The following is a 17,987-nucleotide window of genomic DNA, read 5'->3' as shown; positions in this document are numbered from 1 at the left end:
AAAATTTAGAATCATTCTAACCGGTTTTTTTTATAACGGATATTATTTTATGGTAATTTTATTTGGAAATTCTAAAAGTAGAAATTACAGCAATGGATAGTATTGCAGATGAAAAGGTTTTACAGGTTATTAAAAATATAGATGCAAAGATTGATAAGCTGAATGATCAAAAAATAATTGCTTTTTTTGAATACCTAGGACTCAATCAAAGAGAGGATATTCCGAAAGATTATCTTACTTGGGAAACAATACTTATTGTGGTTCCGGACCGGCATATTTCCCATATGGTAAAACAATATAAGTTTTTAATCTCCAGAATTGCATTTACAACCAATATTTATGCACAACAGATTCATATTTATGATTATAAAGATTGGAAGAATGCCTGCCGTAACAAAACCCAGTTTCAAATAAAGGAATTATTAAAAACAAATTTCGGCGGTGTAAAGAAAATTAACAATGATCCCGAATAAGTGTAAGCAATTAAATACAATGGGAATCGAAAAGTTATTATTAGAGTGAAATGCTTAATGTGGAGCCTTTATCTGTTTTGGCAGACCGTTTTTTAGGTGTTTCCACTTCTTAAAAAATTAATGTAATCTTAAGAAAGGCAAAAAACAAAATAGAGTATAATCCGTTATTTAGTAAGTATCTAAAAATAAAATTAAAAAATGAAACTAATTGCACTATTCCTTTTACTACTAGCACTTCCGGTACAATGGGAGCCAGATTTTAATAATGCTAAAAAAATTGCAAAAGAAAAAAATGAATTGATTTTGTTGAACTTCTCCGGTTCTGATTGGTGTGGGCCATGCATTCTACTACGCAAAGAATACATTGAAAGTCAGGTTTTTACTGATATGGCAAATGAAAACCTGGTGCTTGTTAATGCTGATTTTCCAAGAAAAAAGAAAAACATAGGAACCCCTGAACAGGTCAGACGTAATGAGGCTTTAGCCGAAATATATAATAAAGAAGGGAGTTTCCCTCTAACCCTGCTTCTAAACGCTGATGGCAAAGTACTAAAAACCTGGAGTGGTAAACCGGAAACTACTCCTGAACAATGGACTGCCGAAATAAAAGCAATTTGTGACAGCAAAAAATAACATAGTGCAATTGCAGCAATACTCGCAATCCCTGAAGCTCATGGGAAACCAGTTTACTATTACAGTTGTGGCTGAAAATGAGAAGGAAGGAAATGAAAGTATTTGTCTTGCTGTTGCAGAAATCAGGAGGATTGAACAGCTTTTGACTACTTATAAGAATGACAGCCAAACCAATCTGATTAATGAAAACGCAGGAATCCGACCAGTTACAGTAAGTCTTGAAGTTTTCAATCTCATTGAAAGATGTATTGGGATTTCTAAAATAACACAAGGTGCATTTGATATTTCTTACGGAAGCATTGATAAGAGTCTTTGGAATTTTGACAAATCAATGACCAAACTGCCAGATGCTGCTACAGCTTTAAAAATGGTGCATCTTATTGATTACCGGAATATTATCCTTGACAAAGAAAACACAACTGTATTTTTAAAAGAAAAAGGAATGCGGATTGGTTTTGGGGGAATAGGAAAAGGATATGCAGCTGAAATGGCCAAACTAGTGTTGCTTAAGCACAATGTCCAAAGCGGAATTATTAATGCCAGTGGAGATTTGAGCGCATGGGGATTCCAGCCTAATGGCAAAAAATGGACCATTGGTGTAGCCGATCCTGATGCACCGGCTGCTCCTTTTTCGTATATGGAGGTATCCGATAAAGCAGTCGCTACTTCCGGGAATTATGAAAAATTCGTAACTATTAAGGGTACAAAATATTCGCATACGATTAATCCTAAAACAGGATTGCCAATAACCGGAATAAAAAGTGTCACTGTCATTGCAGCCAATGCCGAGTTTGCAGATGCAATGGCAACCCCAATAGCCGTTATGGGGATCAAGGCAGGTTTGTATTTAATAGATCAAATCCCGGATATATATTGCATTATCATTGACGACAACAATACGATTTACACTTCAAAAAACATTAACCTGAAATGAAAAAAAGAGTTTCAAAAATTCCAGCACTGCTTTGTAGCCTTGCCATGACAAGTGTTTTGCTAACCTCCTGCACTTCGGTAAAAGAATATCAAAAAGGAAAGATAAACGATTCTGAAATGGTCCTTTCCAACAGGAAAATCGAAAAGACAGAATTGAGCTTTCAATCCTACCGAGAAGGAGCTTCCGGGGCTAATGCAGGAAAAAGCGGCGGAGGCTGTGGCTGTAATTAATTCCCACAAAAGTAAAGATGAAAAGAATAGTCATTACAGGATTTGCATTACTCGGAATATTCCGTTTGAGTGCACAGGATACGCCAACAGATTCTACAGGGTACAAAAGCACAAAATTAAAAGTTGAGGAAGTCAATCTCATCTCCAGCTATTACTCGCAAAATGGCAATAATGCAGTTGTTACGGGAGGTATTGGTTCTGAAAAGCTTACGGATATTGCCAATACTATTGATGTCAAATTGGTAAAATACGGTAAATCGGGTAAAAAACATACCTGGGATGTTGAAGCGGGTATAGACCATTATACCTCTGCTTCTTCTGATATGATCGATCTTAGTGCCAATTCCTCAGCATCCTCAAGCGATATCCGTTTTTATCCTTCGGTAAGCTATACTATGGAAAATGAGGCCAAAGGAAATACTTTTGGAGCCGGTATATCTTCATCGACAGAATTCGATTACCAGTCTTTCGGCGGAAACATTAGTTATTCCAAAAAAACAAAAGACCGCAGCGGTGAATTTTCCGCAAAATTCCAGGCCTTCCTGGACCAGGTAAAATTAATTGCGCCAATCGAGTTGCGGACAAAAGAAGGGTATGATACAGCTTCGCGCAATACTTTTGCAGGATCCCTGAGTTATGCCCAGATCGTAAACCAAAACTTTCAGCTCATGTTCCTGGCAGATGTAATAACCCAGAGCGGTTACTTAAGCCTTCCTTTTCACAGGGTATATTTTGCTGACAATTCTGTACATCAGGAAAAACTGCCGGATTCAAGGCTAAAAATACCTTTGGCAGTAAGAGCCAGTTATTTTATGGGTGATAATGTTATAATACGGGCTTATTACAGGTACTATTCTGATGATTGGAGCTTAAGGGCACATACGGCAGATGTCGAAGTCCCTGTGAAACTATCGGCAGTATTTTCAGTGAGTCCGTTTTACAGGTATTATACCCAAACGGGAACTAAATATTTTAAACCTTACGCAGAACATACGGCAGCAGATGAATTCTATACCAGCAATTATGATTTATCGAAATTCAACAGCAGCTTTTTGGGTATGGGCATGAAATTTACACCACTAAAAGGGGTCTTTGGCATTAGGCATTTCAATACCCTCGAACTGAGATATGGGCATTATACAAAAACAACTAATATGGTTTCCAATATTATAAGTCTCAACATTAAATACAAATAAAATTAAAAGAGAGCTACTCGAAAGAGTAGCTTTTTTTATGAGCAGGTGTGATTGATTCCTTTAGTTGTGGCAAAAAACAATCCCGAAAGATTTTGCCACAAAAACTGTGGTAAAAATGGTTAAGAGAAAAAAAATTGCCACAAATAATGAGTTTCATAAATCACGCGATAAATTAAATAATAATGGGGCTCAGCCCCATTATTATTTTGGTTTACTATAGGTTATTCCTTTTTTTTCTGACAAGCTTAGCAACAAAAAGCACAATGCCAACTATTATTACCACTACTATAATCTGCCATATAAGTAATGGTAAATTAAAATCATTTATCTGTTTTTCCATATTTTTTTATTTTATTGTTGTTGCTGAAATTATTTGGCCGTTTGTTGTATTTGTTTTAACTCTAATTTGTTTGGGCTGCGTCCAAACTGTTCCTAATCCTTCCATAAAAACGTTATAATTAATATCTCCATAAACATTAATAATGGCATTATTATTAACTATTGCTTTATCAAAACCTGTCTGTGCCCAACTAAATGCAAGCGTAAAACCATAACATGTTGAAGTTACATTCTCTACTGAATAGCTTGGTGAAATATTCTGAATGATATTAAAATTTATTCCTCCGAGAGGCCCTACCATCGCTAATTTTACTTTAGCTGTTTTTTGAGATTGATTTTGTATATATTCAAAATTAGTACTTTCTTCTTCACACGAATCTAAAAAACTTTCAAATTCGTTCATACTATCAAGATTTAATGAGTTCTGTGCAGTTAAACTGTTATCTATCTCAAAGTCATAATCAGGATGCGAAATTAGAAATTGAAAGATACTCTTTTTAAATTTAATTAGTTCATCAGTTGTCATTGTAGATGATTGGAATTGTTCTAATTTCTTAAATTTCAGCAATGCATTTCTAATAATTTCTTTAGTTTGGGTGTTCAATCCATCCTGTGTAACCAAATTTAAAATGGCTGGAAAGATAAAATTGTTCACTTGAACTAACGATGTTAAATTATTAGGAAGTGTATTAATATAAGCATTAGTCTGTGAAGTGAGAATGGCTTGAGGCGAGCCAAGATTTGGACTAATAGGTGAAGTCATCATTGGGTCATTAATTTCAGAAGTGTCACCTTCAATAGGATCGTTTGTTCCATTACCACCTGAAGTGTCTCCAGCTCCACCTCCTCCTGAATAGTCACCACCACTTCCGTTACCACTTGTATCACCACCGGAATAATCACCACCACCTGAATCGCTTTCCGGGTCATCCCAACAAAACGACATTGTTACTGGATAAGTCTGCGTACAATTATGACCTGCAGGATGCTCAGTACCTCCCCAATTACACATTATGGTAGTAATTTCTAAACAACCTTGAGTGACATAATTATTCTCAGGTTTTGACTCAAAAGAATGGGAATTAACTTCTATTGAAGTAAGACTTCTTGTTCCCTCAAAAGTAAAAGAATTGTGCTGGGGATATGCAGTTATTTTTGTTGGCGTATATTTTAAGATACTCGCCGAAATAGAATTTTGAGAATTTACTTTAATTACTAAATTTTCAAAATACGATTCACTTTGATTGTCCCTTTCAATCAATAACGTATATGAAGTAGTTGATTCGGATGTGATAACTTTTGCCGGTAAGTCAGCAATTGAAAAACCATATTGATTTTCCATAGCTGTGCGACTGTTTATATTTGCTTTTTTAAGAACTTTTGCAATAGCACTTTTAAATTTCAAATCTTGTGTTAATTCATCAAAACTTTTTTCGGTAACCCTTAAATTCTGATCGTTTTCTAATTGTATGTCAGCATCTTTTTCACAGCTCATAAGAGTGAGTAATGCAAAACACATTGATATCTTTAATAATATAGCTTTTTTCATAAATCGTTTTGTTTTAACTTATTTAATACTAGCAGTCATATTTTTCGTTGTCCAAACAATTATAAGAGTATGACTGTTTTTTCTCAGATTTACTCATAATGCCATTTACATAATCCAACTTAAAAGTAAACGGCATGTCTCTTCTTATTTTCTTTAGGATAAAAGACAAATCCTGCAAAATTCGTAGCTACTGGAATTTATAAGTCTTTCAAAATGAATGTTTTGATTGTTTGTCAGGCAAATTAAATGTAAGAATTGTCATAATCCAAATGTTGTTTTTATCAATTCAGGAATTGATATCTTCTAATTCGGGAATTGATATGATAAAGTATTCTAATAACTAGGTCATTAGTATAAAAACATTATTTTTGCCGTTACATTCGGTAATTTGTATGAAATATCCTGTTATATTAATAGTCACTTTGTTTTTTTTGAAAGGCACTTTTTCTTTCGCACAAACAATTGATTCGTTAGAAAAAAATGGTTATGATAAATTGAAGAAAATCATAGAAAAAGATAACAGTAATCAGAAAAACACCAGTTTACGTAGCCAAGCCTATCTTATAAAGGCAAAAAAGGAGAATAACAAAAAAGAAATAATTGATGGTTATTTTTTTGTAGGGAGGGCGACTAATAATCTGGTTTTAAATTTAAAATATTCCGACTCTGCCATATCAATTGCTAAACGATACAGGCCAGAAGACCTTTCGCTTCTATATTGGATAAGAGGATGTATATATGATGATGCAAGAAATGCAAAAGAGGCTTTAAATTGCTTTTTAATTGCCAATGAATATCCGAAAGTATCTGAAGAATTAGAAGATAGAATTAATTTTAAAATTGGCGCAATAAAAAGTACTCAGGGAAAATACGATGAAGCCATTGCAATTTATAAAAAATGCGAGAGAAATGCTAAAACCAATAACTCTCCAAATTATTTAAGATATGTTCTTGGTTTAAGTGAACTATACCATAGGACTGATAATATTAGTTTGTCTGAAGAATATGTAAAAAAAGGTATGGATGCCTGTAAAAATTACAATGATGGTAATTTCTACAATTTTTATTTTATTTCAAACAGAGGTAAAAATTATTTTAAACGAGGGCAATACCAGAGAGCAATAACTGATTTAGAAAGTCCGCTAAAAGTCATTAAAAGAAATGATGATTTTTCTAATTATGCTGAAAACTGTTTCTATTTAGGAGAGTGCTATCAAAAACTTCATCAAAATAGTGCATCTATTTCTTATTATAGTAAAGTAGATTCAATTTTTAATGCTAGAAAAAATATTTACCAGCTTACAATTACCGCTTATAATCGTTTAATAGACTATTATAAAAATCAAGGTGATTATAAAAAAGTATTGTACTATTCAGAGCAGTTTATTAAGGCAGACAAAGTCCTTGATGAGAATTACAAATACATAACTGATAAAATAAGCAAAAATTATGATATCCAACAAGTTATAAAATCGAAACAGGATACAATTTCAGCTCTAAAAGAAGAGAAGATTGAATTTATTATAATCGTTTCTATTTTGTTCTCGGGAATCGTTACGCTATTTTATCTGTTATTTATAAATAAAACCAAAAAGAACAAAGAACTTCAAAAGCAAAAGGAGCTATTTGACTCCTACATCAAAGAAAAAGAAATCTCAAATAAGGAGAAAGACAAAAGCTTAAAGTTACCCACAAGAAAAAGTTCTCTTTCCAATATTGATGAAAATGTCGTAAAACACATTATTGACTCTTTAAAAAAGTTTGAAATTAAAAAATCATATCTCAATAATGAATATACCATTGATTCACTTTCTTTAGAATTTAAAACGAATTCAAACTATTTGTCGAAAGTAATCAACGAAACAAAAAACACTAATTTTATACAATACATAAATACACTTCGTATTAAATATGTCTTGGAGAAATTGGAAACTGATAAAAAGTATTTGAACTATACTATTCAAGCTTTGTCAGAAATGTGTGGATTTAATAGTGTGCAAACTTTTACTAGAGCTTTCGCTAATCATACAAAAATGAATCCTTCTGATTTTATTAAAGAATTAAGAAACAATAATTTGCAATAAAATAAACTATCAATTCGCGAATTGATATAACAAGTATTTGCTTACTAATGTAAAGACCGGTAGTTTTGAAACGTAATTTTTAAAAATTCAATTCAAATGAGAAAATTAAAAAACCAAATTAAGAATCTTTCTAGTTTCGAATTATTTAGAATAGAAAATAGTAAAGTAATCGTTGGAGGTGACGGAGGTACTAATACAGGAAATAATGGTCTGGGGGATGGTACAGGTGGCACGGGAGGTACAGGAGGAACTGGTGATGGGAGTGATGGAGGTATTATTGATCCTCCTACTAGACCAACTGGCGGTGGACGTTAAATTTTTAATGAGGCTTTCAAAAAAATGAAAGTCTCATTCTTATTTACTTTAAATTTCTTTTATGATAAAATATACCTACATAGTTTTACTTCTTTTTTGTGCCAAGAATTACGGACAGTCAACACTCAATTATATTAAAACTCCTTTGACTATTTATAGAAATGAATTGCCTCTCAATGTTAGGTCTGAATGGCATCATTTAGATATTGAAAAAGATACGCTGGCGGGAACAAGCTTAAACCGGGCATACAAAGAAATAATTAAAAACAAAAAAGGGAAAGAGATTATTGTAGCAGTGATTGACACTGATATTGACATCAATCATGAAGACTTAAAACCGAATATATGGATTAATAAAAAGGAAATCCCTAATAACGGTATTGACGATGACCACAATGGCTATATTGATGATATTCATGGATGGAATTTTTTAGGAAATCGTAAAGGAGAATCTATATCCTATGCTAATACAACGCCAATCAGGATTTTAAGGAATTTAAAAAAGAAATACTCACATTCTCCTGTCTTTAATGGGAATATTGAAGATTCTCTTTTATACATAAAGGTAAAAAAACAATTCCAAAATGATTTAGAAGACTTAAATGATTTAAAAAGATATGCCAGTGAGAATCTAAAATTATATAGAGAAAGTTCAAAAAAAGTAGAGGCCCAATTCCATAAAAGTAATTTTACTATAGATGAACTCATCAACCTTTATATAAAATGTCAAAAAGAAAAATCACCAGTAACCGAGGATGTTTTAACTCTTAGAAATTATTTAAGATTAGGTAAAGATTATAAAGAACTGCTAAATGATAGCATTAAAGTATTGGATAAAGCCAGGACAAGTTACAATGAAGATTATAATGACAGGGAGCTTATAGGTGATAACGATTTGGATTTAGCAGACAGAAATTATGGCAACAATAATGTTTCAGGCAACGCAAAATGGACGTATCACGGTACAATTGTTAGTGGAGTTATTGGTGCCAACAGAGCAAATAAAATAGGAATTGAAGGGTTTAGTGATCAAATAAAGATTATGCCAATATTAGCAGTTCCTTATGGAGGCTATGAAAATGAGAAAGATATAAATTTAGCAATTCATTATGCTGTCGATAACGGGGCGAAAATTATCAATATGAGTTTTGGAAACTCTGTAGGAGATCATTCTGATTGGATGAAGGAAGCTTTTCTATATGCAGAAAAACATGATGTTTTATTAATTGCCGGAGCAGGAAATAATTCCCGAGATAATGATGTTAAACCCTTTTATCCGATTGATTATGATGAAAGAACAGGAGAAGAATTCTGTAATAATTTCATAAAAGTAGGAGCTATTACACTTGATGGAGATAAATACTTCCTAGCTTATTTTACCAATTATGGAAAACAAACAGTTGATATTTTTGCTCCAGGGTATTTTCTAAAAACTACCGACCCAATCATGGGCTATTCTTATCGCGACGGCACTTCAATCTCTGGACCTGTTGTTTCCGGAGTAGCTGCATTAGTTCGCTCTTATTACCCCAAATTAAAAGCTTCTGAAGTAAAGAAAATCATATTAGATTCAGGTATTTCATTTGATAATTTACAAGTATTATTACCAGACAACAAGGAAGGTATTTTGAAACCTTTTAAAGAATTGTCCAAAACTGGAAAAGTTGTAAATGTTTATAATGCTTTGTTGATGGCCAAAGAAATGAGTAAAAAGAAAAGTAGTAATTGATTTGAATATGAAATTTTTCCCCATTTTACTGTTCGTTATTATACTGATACGTGATATTAGAAAATTTGGATCAACCTATAAAGAAATGAGCATTATAAACTACAAAGACATTTTGACAAAATTTAATATCGTAATAGCACTATTGTTGGTTGCCTTTTCGGGAACAGCACAAACCAAAACAATTGTCCCTCAAAAAGGAGCAATTGTCTTTCACTGTAAAATAGATATTACAGATTCGGAATTATTCCATCAGTCCAAGAAAGAGTATCAAAAAGAATTTATAAAGGACATGAAAGAATCCGCTATAATTGAACGCAGATTTGCCGGAATCCCCGTAGATACAGTTAAAATAAATCAAGCTATAAAAACAAATGAATTTTCCTTTGCCCAATTACTGGACTATGTAGCAGTTGAAGATGATAATGTGAAATTTTGCCTCGAATACCAGGGTAAAATAGTGAAAAAATATAAAATCCGTAATGATTTAGAAGAAATGGCTTTAGAGATTAACGTCAAAACCAAAGGATTGGTGGATGATGCAGATGAGGTTTTTAAGTATTCTGAAAACAACATAAAAGAAGTAAATGAATTCAAAAACCAGGCCAAGGATATCAATGGTTATAGTTGTTTTAAAGTTACCTACACATTCTCCGAACCGGAATTATCAGATTATAGTAGTTTCATGAGTTCTTATACAATTACCCGTGAAATGTGGGTTACAGATAAAATCAAGTCGGATTTCCATCCTGTAATCAACGACCGGGAAATCATCCTACAATATTACCCTTTGGAGATTGTGGAGTATTCGGATATGATAAAAGGAATGCAAAAAATATATACACTCGAATCAGTTTCTTTAAGGTAATTAAATACAAAATCGGTTACAGTCATAATATCTAAAGTTGTGCTGCTTGTTTTCTGCTGTGGCAAAAAAATAATCCCAAACAATTTTGCCACAACACCGCAACTTCCGGATTTCCCAACACACCAAAAAGCAGGATTTTTGTCACTTAAAACACTCAATCATGCATACTAAAAGTTATCCGTCCATTTTGTATTTCGGGACACCAGTCGCGCTAATAAGCACTAAAAACCCTGTGGGGACATGCAACCTGGCGCCCATATCCTCCGTCTTTTGGTTAGGCTGGCGATGTATCATAGGCCTAGGTACGGCATCGCAAACCGCACAAAACCTGATACGCACCAAAGAATGCGTTGTCAACCTTCCTTCGGTACACCAGGCCGAAGCAGTAAATCGGCTGGCCAAAACCACCGGTTCCAATCCTGTGCCGGAAGGCAAAAAAATGAAAGGCTATCGTTTTGAGGAACATAAATTTGAAACGGCCGGATTTGGAAAAGTACCCTCCGAAACCGTAAAACCTTTTAGGGTGCAGGAATGCGCCGTCCAAATGGAAGCCATAGTGGAAGCCATCCACGGATTGGCGGAAGATGATGCAAGCCAACACGGCAAAATCATAACCGTCGAATTGCGAATAACAAGGGTGTACCTGGACGAGTCCATTGTTTTTGAGGACAATCCGAACCGGGTGGATCCGGACAAATGGAAACCGCTGATCATGAGTTTCCAGGAGTTTTATACGGTGGGCAGCAAAGTCCATGCTTCTACACTTGCGGAAATACCCGAAAACCTGTACAACACCCGGGATAGGGAAGTAGTGTTGAATGGTTGAATCAGAGAAAAAGCAAAGGAAACTAAATAAAAAAAGACCGCAACTGCGGTCTTTTTTAGTATCTGAAATGTATATTATTTGGCAATGTTTACAGCTCTCGTCTCTCGGATAACCGTAATTTTCACCTGGCCAGGGTAGGTCATTTCTGTTTGTATTTTTTGCGAGATCTCGAAAGAAAGGTTAGACGCATTGTCGTCGCTTACTTTTTCGCTTTCTACAATAACACGCAATTCCCTTCCGGCCTGGATGGCGTACGCGCTTTTCACACCGTTGAATCCGTAAGCGATATCTTCCAAGTCTTTCAGACGCTGGATGTAAGAATCCAATACCTGGCGTCTTGCGCCCGGTCTTGCTCCTGAAATGGCATCACAAACCTGAACGATAGGAGAGAGCAATGATTTCATCTCAATCTCATCGTGGTGTGCTCCGATGGCGTTGCAAACCTCTTCTTTTTCACCGTATTTTTCAGCCCACTGCATTCCTAATAGTGCGTGTGGCAAATCGCTTTCCGTGTCCGGAACTTTACCGATATCGTGCAATAAACCGGCTCTTTTGGCCAATTTTACGTTCAATCCCAGTTCTGCTGCCATAATTCCGCACAGTTTGGATACTTCACGCGAGTGCTGCAACAGGTTTTGTCCGTAAGAAGAACGGTATTTCATACGTCCTACTACTTTAATCAATTCCGGGTGCAATCCGTGGATTCCCAAATCAATTACGGTACGTTTTCCGACTTCGATGATTTCATCGTCAATCTGTTTGGTTGTTTTGGCCACTACTTCTTCAATTCGTGCCGGGTGGATACGTCCGTCCGTTACTAATTTGTGCAGAGCCAATCGTGCAATTTCCCTTCTCACAGGGTCAAAACAGGAAAGGATAATCGCCTCAGGCGTATCGTCTACAATGATTTCAACACCGGTAGCGGCTTCAATGGCACGGATGTTACGGCCTTCGCGGCCAATGATACGTCCTTTTACGTCATCGGATTCAATGTTGAAAACAGAAACGCAGTTTTCTACCGCTTCTTCCGTTCCCACACGCTGGATCGTGTTGATGATGATTTTTTTGGCTTCCTGCTGTGCCGTAAGTTTGGCTTCCTCCAGAGTTTCCTGGATGTAGCCCATAGCATTGGTTTTGGCTTCGGCTTTTAGGCTTTCTACCAATTGGTTTTTAGCATCTTCCGCTGAAAGGCCTGAAATAACCTCCAGCTGTTCCACCTGGCTTTTGTGCATTTTGTCAATCTCTGCGCTTTTCTTTTCCAGCGATTCGATTTTTGCCTGGTATTCGTTGGTTTTCGCCTCAAAATCATCGTTTACTTTTTTGGCTTTGGCCAATTCGTTGGAAACCTGTGATTCTTTGTCGCGCACCCTTTTTTCCACTTCCGCTACTTTGCGGTCGCGGGAAAGGATTACCTGCTCGTGTTCCGATTTCAGTTCGATAAATTTTTCCTTGGCTTGCAGGATTTTATCTTTCTTGATGTTTTCCGCTTCAAGATTGGCGTCTTTTAAAATGGAAGAGGCTTCTTTTTTTGCGTTTTTAATTAAATTGGAAACATTGCTTTTTTCCAGGAATTTTGCAATTCCAAAACCGCCTGCCATTCCTATTGCTATTCCAATAATTATTGTTAAAATGTCCATGTTTGTTTTCTATGTTTAAAGTATAAAAAAACCTACATTAGGAGAATTGCATAAACTCGTATCGACAAGTTTTGAGCTAACTCACAGTTCAAGCTTCCTACTGAAAGGCCTGCTATAGTTGTGATGATTCGCTCATTTTAATTTGTTAGTGTTGAGTTTATCAAATAAGTACTAATGTAGGTAGTATTTTAGTGTATGTTAAGAACGTTGTTATTGATCCAGATATTCCCCTAATAATTCATTCAGTTTTTCAAGCTTCAACCGCGCCGTTTCCTCAATGGTCGACTTATCGATCTGTTTTTGTTCCACCTGGGAAGCAAACTGCAGCGCACACATCGCCAAAACGTCCTGTTTGTCACGGACGGCATAATTCTGTTCAAACTGTTTGATCATTGCATCGATCTTCTTGGAAGCGCTTCGAAGGCCTTCTTCCTGGCTCGGATCGACTGTTAACGGGTAAACCCGGTCTGCAATTGATATTTTTATTTTTAGTTTTTCACTCATTATGCTTTCTAATCAGAAAGTTGTGCAATACAATAATCTATTTCCCGAATTAATGAATTTATTTTTTGTTTCGTATCTCGTTTATATTCGTCACTACCAAGTAATGAATTTGTAATTTTTATAGAGTCGAAATTGGACCTTAAATTTTTAATTTCCTGGTTCTGATTTTCTATAACCGCATCAGATTCCTCCAACTTCACCGCCAATTCGTGGTTTGCCTGTTGTAAACTCTCCATTTTTTTGAAAAGCCTTTGAAATCTAACTTCAAGAGAATCAACTATTCCACCAATCTCGCTCATTCCAATAAAAATTCATTACATAACTTCACAAAGTTAATATTCCTATTCAATTATAACAATAACTTTGAAAAAAAAAATAAATTTTATCAATTTTAGTCCTCAATTGATTTAAAATGTTACTGTTATCAATCTTTTTTCGAAACCGCTTTTGTAGAATTTTTCGCTATATTAGCGCAAAATGTATTGTATGAGATTTTTAGTCGCCGCCTTATTATGTATCCACTCCGTTTTAGCTCAAGACAAATACCCTAAAGATTACTTTCGTTCGCCTATGGACATTCCGCTTTCGCTGGCGGGTTCTTTTGGGGAATTGAGGCCCAATCACTTCCATTCCGGCCTTGATTTCCGGACGGAAAAAAGAGAAGGCATTCCGATATATGCCAGCGCAGACGGGTTTGTTTCGAGGATTAAGATAGCAACCGGAGGTTACGGCAAATCCATTTATATTGACCACCCGAACGGATTCACGACCGTATATGCCCATTTGCAGTCGTACAGCCCTTCCCTCCAGAAAATGATGAACGAGCAGCAATATGCCAGGAAGAGTTTTGAGATTGAATTATACCCCAAACCGGATGAATTCCCGATCAAAAAAGGCGAACTCATTGCCTATTCCGGGAATACAGGAAGTTCCGGAGGCCCGCACCTGCATTTTGAATTCCGGGACACCAAAACGGAAAAAATAATCAACCCGCTTTTTTTTGGTTTCGATGCTAAAATAAAAGATACCAAAGCGCCACAGGTTACAGGGCTTTTGGCCTATCCGATAGGCGATTCCTCGCAGGTGAATAATTCTTCCAGGCCTGTTTTTATCAGCCTTTCGCTGCAAAGCGACGGAAGTTACCTGGCGGAGCAGGTGGCGGCTTGCGGCAAACTGGCTTTTGGGATCAATGCTTACGATACTTCGGATTTCAATTATGGTAAAAACGGGATATTCGAAATCGATACGTTCCTGAACGGATTGCCGTATTTCGGGTTTGAGTTTGAGACTTTTTCTTTCGATGAAACCAAATACGTCAATACTTTTATCGATTATCCGCGGTACCAGGCCCAAAAGCAGCGGTACCAGAAATTGTTTGTAGGCGCGCATTATGCTAACAGCATCATGAAAGAGACTAAAAACGACGGGATTATCAGTGTTTTTTCCAATTTTTCCCTAACGTATAAAATTGTCGTGCGGGATTTCAACGGAAACAGTACGGTTATCAATGTGCCAATCTCGTATGCGAAATTGCCGGTAATCCAAAAAGAAAAAACCATGAAACCCGGGTATTTCCTAAAATCAAGGATTGACAACAGTTATGCCAAAGACGGTATTTCGGTGTTTATCCCGGCTTATACTTTTGAAGAGGATTTTTTCCTGGATTTCGACGTAAAGGATAACGAACTGTTCCTGCATGATGATTCCGTAGCCGTGCTGGAAAACATGACCATTACTTTTGACGTTTCCAAAATACCGGAAGCGGAAAGGGCAAAAATGTTTATAGCCAACCTTGATGACGGAAAAGCAACCTACCGGACAACGTATAAAAAAGACAGCCTGTTTTCCATTAAGACCAAAAGCCTGGGGAAATTCTTTTTGATGAAAGATACGGTGGCGCCCAAAATATACCAGGCCAGTTTTAAGGAAGGCGATACGCTCGATAAGCAGAAAACGCTTAAGGTTTCCATTTATGACGATCTCTCGGGGATTAAGGAATACAATGCGTATCTCAACGGAAAATGGATCCTGATGGAGTATGAAACCAAGACCCATAGGCTAACCCATAATTTTTCCGATGCTGTTTTTGATGACGGCCGGAATGATTTTAAAATTATTGTTACAGATAATTTAGGAAATTCTACTACATTTGAATCATATTTTTTTAAAACAAAATAACTATCTTGAAAACCAAATTCACCTTATTATTTTTCGTTTTTTCGTTCTTTTCATTTGCCCAGACGGCAAGGGTCAAAGGAATTGTCCTGGATGAGAACAACCAGCCGGTCGAAAACGCCAATGTTTCCTTCCAAGACAATAAAACCACTACGAACGCCAATGGTTTTTACCTGCTCAACATTCCGGCCAAGGTAAAATCGAACCTGAAATTTTCCCACGTTTCGCTTAAGGCCGCCGTGGTCACCCTGGAATTAAAGCCCAATGAAGATTACGAATTCAATATTGTCCTGAAAAGCAATGTAGAGCAGATAGGCGAAGTGGTCATTACAAACAACAGGAACAAAAGGGTAGAGGGCGTGACAACGATTTCCCCTAAAACCGTCCGGCTGATTCCCGGTGCCAATGCCGGTGTGGAAAACATCCTTAAAACGCTGCCCGGCGTCAATTTCAACAATGAGCTGAGTACACAATATGCAGTCCGTGGGGGGAATTATGACGAAAACCTGGTGTATGTGAACGAAATTGAAGTGTACCGGCCTTTCCTGATCCGTTCCGGCCAGCAGGAAGGATTGAGTTTTACCAATACCGACCTGGTCCAGAATATAGATTTTTCCGCCGGAGGGTTCCAGGCGAAATATGGCGATAAATTATCGTCTGTGCTGGATATCACCTATCGCCGCCCGGTTAAATTCGGGGCTTCGCTCGAAGCGAGTTTCCTTGGCGGGAGCCTTGCTGTTGAAACGGCTTCAAACAACCAGAAATGGACCACAATCACAGGCGTGAGGTACCGCGACAACAGTTTATTGGTAAACAGCCAGCAAACGGAAACCAATTTCAGGCCTCGTTTTGCAGATGTGCAATCGTATATCACTTTTACGCCAAACACGAAATGGCAATTCAGTTTCCTGGGGAATATCTCCCAGAACAAATACGATTACAGGCCGTTGAGCCGCCAGACGAACTTTGGGACAATCAGTGAGCCGATTGCTCTTTTGGTGTTGTACGAAGGACAGGAAAAAGACAGGTATACCACTTTTTTCGGGGCTTTCAAATCAATATTTACGGTTAATGATAATTTCAATTTAAAATTTATAGGTTCGGCTTACCACACCACGGAGCAGGAATATTTCGATATTTTGGCCCAATACCGCTTAGGCGAGGTAGATTCCAATTTAGGTTCCGAGACTTTTGGGAATGTCAATTTCTCCCAGGCTATCGGTTCACAGTTGAGCCATGCCCGGAATGATTTGGATGCTTTGATTGTCAATGCGGAAGTGAAAGGATCGCATAAAAAAGACGACAACCAGATCGAATGGGGTATAAAATATACCCGTGAGGACATCCGGGACAGGATGCGGGAATGGGAAGTGATTGATTCGGCCGGTTTTTCATTGAATCCGCCCATTATCAATATTCCTATCAACGAACAACCTTATAATCCGTACGTTGGACCATTGGTGCCTTACAGCAATTTAAGAGCGGTCAATTATGCGACCATAGACCGGATTTCCGGATATGCCCAATGGAACAAACGTTTACGATGGGGGAATAATGATATTTTTACCAATATCGGCGTAAGGGCACATCAATGGCAAGTAAGCGGTGATAATATCGATGGCAAGAGCCAGACGACCTTTAGCCCTAGGGCGCAGTTTGCCATAAAGCCGGATTGGGAAAAGGACATGCTGTTCAGGATTTCGGGCGGATTGTACCATCAGCCTCCTTTTTACAGGGAATTAAGGGATGCCCAAGGAAAAGTCAGGCCGAACGTAAAAGCGCAGCAATCCGTGCATATTGTTTTGGGGAACGATTACAGTTTCAAGATGTGGGAGAGGCCGTTCAAATTGGTTTCCGAAATTTATTATAAGTCATTAACCGATGTCAACCCCTATACACTGGACAATGTCCGGATCCGGTACGAAGCAGACAACAATGCCAAGGCTTATGCACAAGGTTTGGATGTAAGGCTTAACGGCGAATTTGTCCCGGGAACAGAATCCTGGCTGAGTTTCGGCTACCTCAAAACAGAAGAAAACATCGAAAACAAAGGCTATATAGCCCGTCCGACCGATCAGAGGCTGAAATTCGGGATATTGTTCCAGGACTACATTCCAAACATCCCGGCTTGTAAAATGTACCTGAACCTGGTGTACAACACAGGATTGCCCGGAGGATCTCCTTCCTATGCCGATCCGTATGATTACCAGATGCGTTTGCGGGATTACCGTCGTGCGGATGCCGGTTTTTCATATGTTTTCACCGATAGGGCAAGGGCCAAGGAAGAAGGAAGCTGGCTGAAAAAATTCAAGGAACTGTCGTTAGGGCTGGAAATATTCAACCTGTTCAACAATCAGAACGCCATTACCAATACATGGGTTCGGGATGTGTATACAAAATCCCAGTACGGGGTGCCTAATTATTTGACGACCCGTGTTTTTAGTTTAAAACTGAATATGAAGTTGTAAATCAAAAAGTCCTATATTTGATATAAATTC

At 37.1% G+C, this 17,987-nt stretch carries 16 protein-coding genes; 12 read left to right on the top strand and 4 right to left on the bottom strand.

What is annotated here, in order from left to right:
- Positions 1-92: 92 nt before the first annotated feature.
- The 5 genes from E4635_RS15100 (at position 93) to E4635_RS15080 (ending at position 3,466) form a co-directional block, all read left to right on the top strand.
- A complete protein-coding gene (locus E4635_RS15100; RefSeq protein ID WP_135527538.1) occupies positions 93-473 on the top strand; it encodes a hypothetical protein in 381 nt (126 codons plus the stop codon).
- 198 nt (positions 474-671) lie between these two features.
- A complete protein-coding gene (locus tag E4635_RS15095; protein WP_135527537.1) occupies positions 672-1,106 on the top strand; it encodes a thioredoxin family protein in 435 nt (144 codons plus the stop codon).
- Positions 1,090-2,040: an FAD:protein FMN transferase gene (locus E4635_RS15090; RefSeq protein WP_246020815.1), complete on the top strand. Its 951-nt coding sequence runs from the start codon at positions 1,090-1,092 to the stop codon at positions 2,038-2,040. The genes E4635_RS15095 and E4635_RS15090 overlap by 17 nt, the downstream gene beginning before the upstream one ends.
- 44 nt (positions 2,041-2,084) lie before the next feature.
- Complete coding sequence (locus E4635_RS15085; protein WP_394345981.1) at positions 2,085-2,270, top strand: DUF4266 domain-containing protein; 186 nt, start codon at positions 2,085-2,087, stop codon at positions 2,268-2,270.
- Between the two features lie 17 nt (positions 2,271-2,287).
- Entirely contained in the window at positions 2,288-3,466 is a 1,179-nt protein-coding gene (locus tag E4635_RS15080; protein WP_135527535.1) for a DUF3570 domain-containing protein, read from the top strand.
- A gap of 346 nt (positions 3,467-3,812) precedes the next feature.
- On the opposite strand, the gene E4635_RS15075 is transcribed toward E4635_RS15080, so the two are convergent.
- Positions 3,813-5,354 (bottom strand): hypothetical protein, encoded by a 1,542-nt coding sequence (locus tag E4635_RS15075; protein ID WP_135527534.1) that lies wholly within the window; start codon positions 5,352-5,354, stop codon positions 3,813-3,815.
- Positions 5,355-5,746: 392 nt separating this feature from the next.
- Here E4635_RS15075 and E4635_RS15070 point away from each other — a divergent pair, with 392 nt between their 5' ends.
- From E4635_RS15070 to E4635_RS15050, 5 genes are all read left to right on the top strand, one after another.
- Positions 5,747-7,438 (top strand): helix-turn-helix domain-containing protein, encoded by a 1,692-nt coding sequence (locus E4635_RS15070; RefSeq protein WP_135527533.1) that lies wholly within the window; start codon positions 5,747-5,749, stop codon positions 7,436-7,438.
- A gap of 96 nt (positions 7,439-7,534) precedes the next feature.
- Positions 7,535-7,753, top strand: coding sequence for a hypothetical protein (locus E4635_RS15065; RefSeq protein ID WP_135527532.1), 219 nt, complete (start codon positions 7,535-7,537; stop codon positions 7,751-7,753).
- A gap of 61 nt (positions 7,754-7,814) precedes the next feature.
- Complete coding sequence (locus E4635_RS15060) at positions 7,815-9,482, top strand: S8 family serine peptidase (protein ID WP_135527531.1); 1,668 nt, start codon at positions 7,815-7,817, stop codon at positions 9,480-9,482.
- Between the two features lie 85 nt (positions 9,483-9,567).
- Positions 9,568-10,347 (top strand): hypothetical protein, encoded by a 780-nt coding sequence (locus E4635_RS15055; RefSeq protein WP_135527530.1) that lies wholly within the window; start codon positions 9,568-9,570, stop codon positions 10,345-10,347.
- Between the two features lie 160 nt (positions 10,348-10,507).
- Positions 10,508-11,173: a flavin reductase family protein gene (locus E4635_RS15050; RefSeq protein ID WP_135527529.1), complete on the top strand. Its 666-nt coding sequence runs from the start codon at positions 10,508-10,510 to the stop codon at positions 11,171-11,173.
- Positions 11,174-11,247: 74 nt separating this feature from the next.
- Here the strand turns inward: E4635_RS15050 and rny are convergent, their stop codons facing one another.
- The 3 genes from rny to E4635_RS15035 all read right to left on the bottom strand — a co-directional run bounded on the left by rny (position 11,248) and on the right by E4635_RS15035 (position 13,613).
- Positions 11,248-12,810 carry a ribonuclease Y gene (gene rny / locus E4635_RS15045; RefSeq protein WP_135527528.1) on the bottom strand — a complete coding sequence of 521 codons (1,563 nt, stop codon included), beginning with the start codon at positions 12,808-12,810 and terminating at the stop codon, positions 11,248-11,250.
- Between the two features lie 210 nt (positions 12,811-13,020).
- Positions 13,021-13,314 (bottom strand): cell division protein ZapA, encoded by a 294-nt coding sequence (locus E4635_RS15040; RefSeq protein ID WP_135527527.1) that lies wholly within the window; start codon positions 13,312-13,314, stop codon positions 13,021-13,023.
- A gap of 8 nt (positions 13,315-13,322) precedes the next feature.
- Positions 13,323-13,613 carry a hypothetical protein gene (locus tag E4635_RS15035; protein ID WP_135527526.1) on the bottom strand — a complete coding sequence of 97 codons (291 nt, stop codon included), beginning with the start codon at positions 13,611-13,613 and terminating at the stop codon, positions 13,323-13,325.
- Between the two features lie 187 nt (positions 13,614-13,800).
- Between E4635_RS15035 and E4635_RS15030 the strand changes: the two genes are divergently transcribed.
- Both E4635_RS15030 and E4635_RS15025 read left to right on the top strand, forming a co-directional pair.
- Positions 13,801-15,492, top strand: a complete 1,692-nt coding sequence (locus E4635_RS15030; RefSeq protein ID WP_135527525.1) for a M23 family metallopeptidase — start codon at positions 13,801-13,803, stop codon at positions 15,490-15,492.
- Positions 15,493-15,497: 5 nt separating this feature from the next.
- Positions 15,498-17,957 carry a TonB-dependent receptor gene (locus E4635_RS15025; RefSeq protein WP_135527524.1) on the top strand — a complete coding sequence of 820 codons (2,460 nt, stop codon included), beginning with the start codon at positions 15,498-15,500 and terminating at the stop codon, positions 17,955-17,957.
- Positions 17,958-17,987 lie beyond the last annotated feature (30 nt).

The sequence above is a fragment of the Flavobacterium humi genome, assembly GCF_004745595.1.
In the GTDB taxonomy this organism is placed as follows: domain Bacteria; phylum Bacteroidota; class Bacteroidia; order Flavobacteriales; family Flavobacteriaceae; genus Flavobacterium; species Flavobacterium humi.
Note: the sequence above shows the minus strand (reverse complement) of the source record. Positions and strands in the feature narration are given on the sequence as shown.

Bases quoted from the DNA above. Each gene is read 5' to 3' on its own strand.
- E4635_RS15040 (WP_135527527.1), bottom strand. From the start codon at position 13,314: ATGAGTGAAAAACTAAAAATAAAAATATCAATTGCAGACCGGGTTTAC.
- E4635_RS15095 (WP_135527537.1), top strand. From the start codon at position 672: ATGAAACTAATTGCACTATTCCTTTTACTACTAGCACTTCCGGTACAA.
- E4635_RS15035 (WP_135527526.1), bottom strand. From the start codon at position 13,613: ATGAGCGAGATTGGTGGAATAGTTGATTCTCTTGAAGTTAGATTTCAA.
- E4635_RS15030 (WP_135527525.1), top strand. From the start codon at position 13,801: ATGAGATTTTTAGTCGCCGCCTTATTATGTATCCACTCCGTTTTAGCT.
- E4635_RS15100 (WP_135527538.1), top strand. From the start codon at position 93: ATGGATAGTATTGCAGATGAAAAGGTTTTACAGGTTATTAAAAATATA.
- E4635_RS15055 (WP_135527530.1), top strand. From the start codon at position 9,568: ATGAGCATTATAAACTACAAAGACATTTTGACAAAATTTAATATCGTA.
- E4635_RS15085 (WP_394345981.1), top strand. From the start codon at position 2,085: ATGACAAGTGTTTTGCTAACCTCCTGCACTTCGGTAAAAGAATATCAA.
- E4635_RS15070 (WP_135527533.1), top strand. From the start codon at position 5,747: ATGAAATATCCTGTTATATTAATAGTCACTTTGTTTTTTTTGAAAGGC.
- rny (WP_135527528.1), bottom strand. From the start codon at position 12,810: ATGGACATTTTAACAATAATTATTGGAATAGCAATAGGAATGGCAGGC.
- E4635_RS15080 (WP_135527535.1), top strand. From the start codon at position 2,288: ATGAAAAGAATAGTCATTACAGGATTTGCATTACTCGGAATATTCCGT.
- E4635_RS15065 (WP_135527532.1), top strand. From the start codon at position 7,535: ATGAGAAAATTAAAAAACCAAATTAAGAATCTTTCTAGTTTCGAATTA.
- E4635_RS15050 (WP_135527529.1), top strand. From the start codon at position 10,508: ATGCATACTAAAAGTTATCCGTCCATTTTGTATTTCGGGACACCAGTC.
- E4635_RS15060 (WP_135527531.1), top strand. From the start codon at position 7,815: ATGATAAAATATACCTACATAGTTTTACTTCTTTTTTGTGCCAAGAAT.
- E4635_RS15075 (WP_135527534.1), bottom strand. From the start codon at position 5,354: ATGAAAAAAGCTATATTATTAAAGATATCAATGTGTTTTGCATTACTC.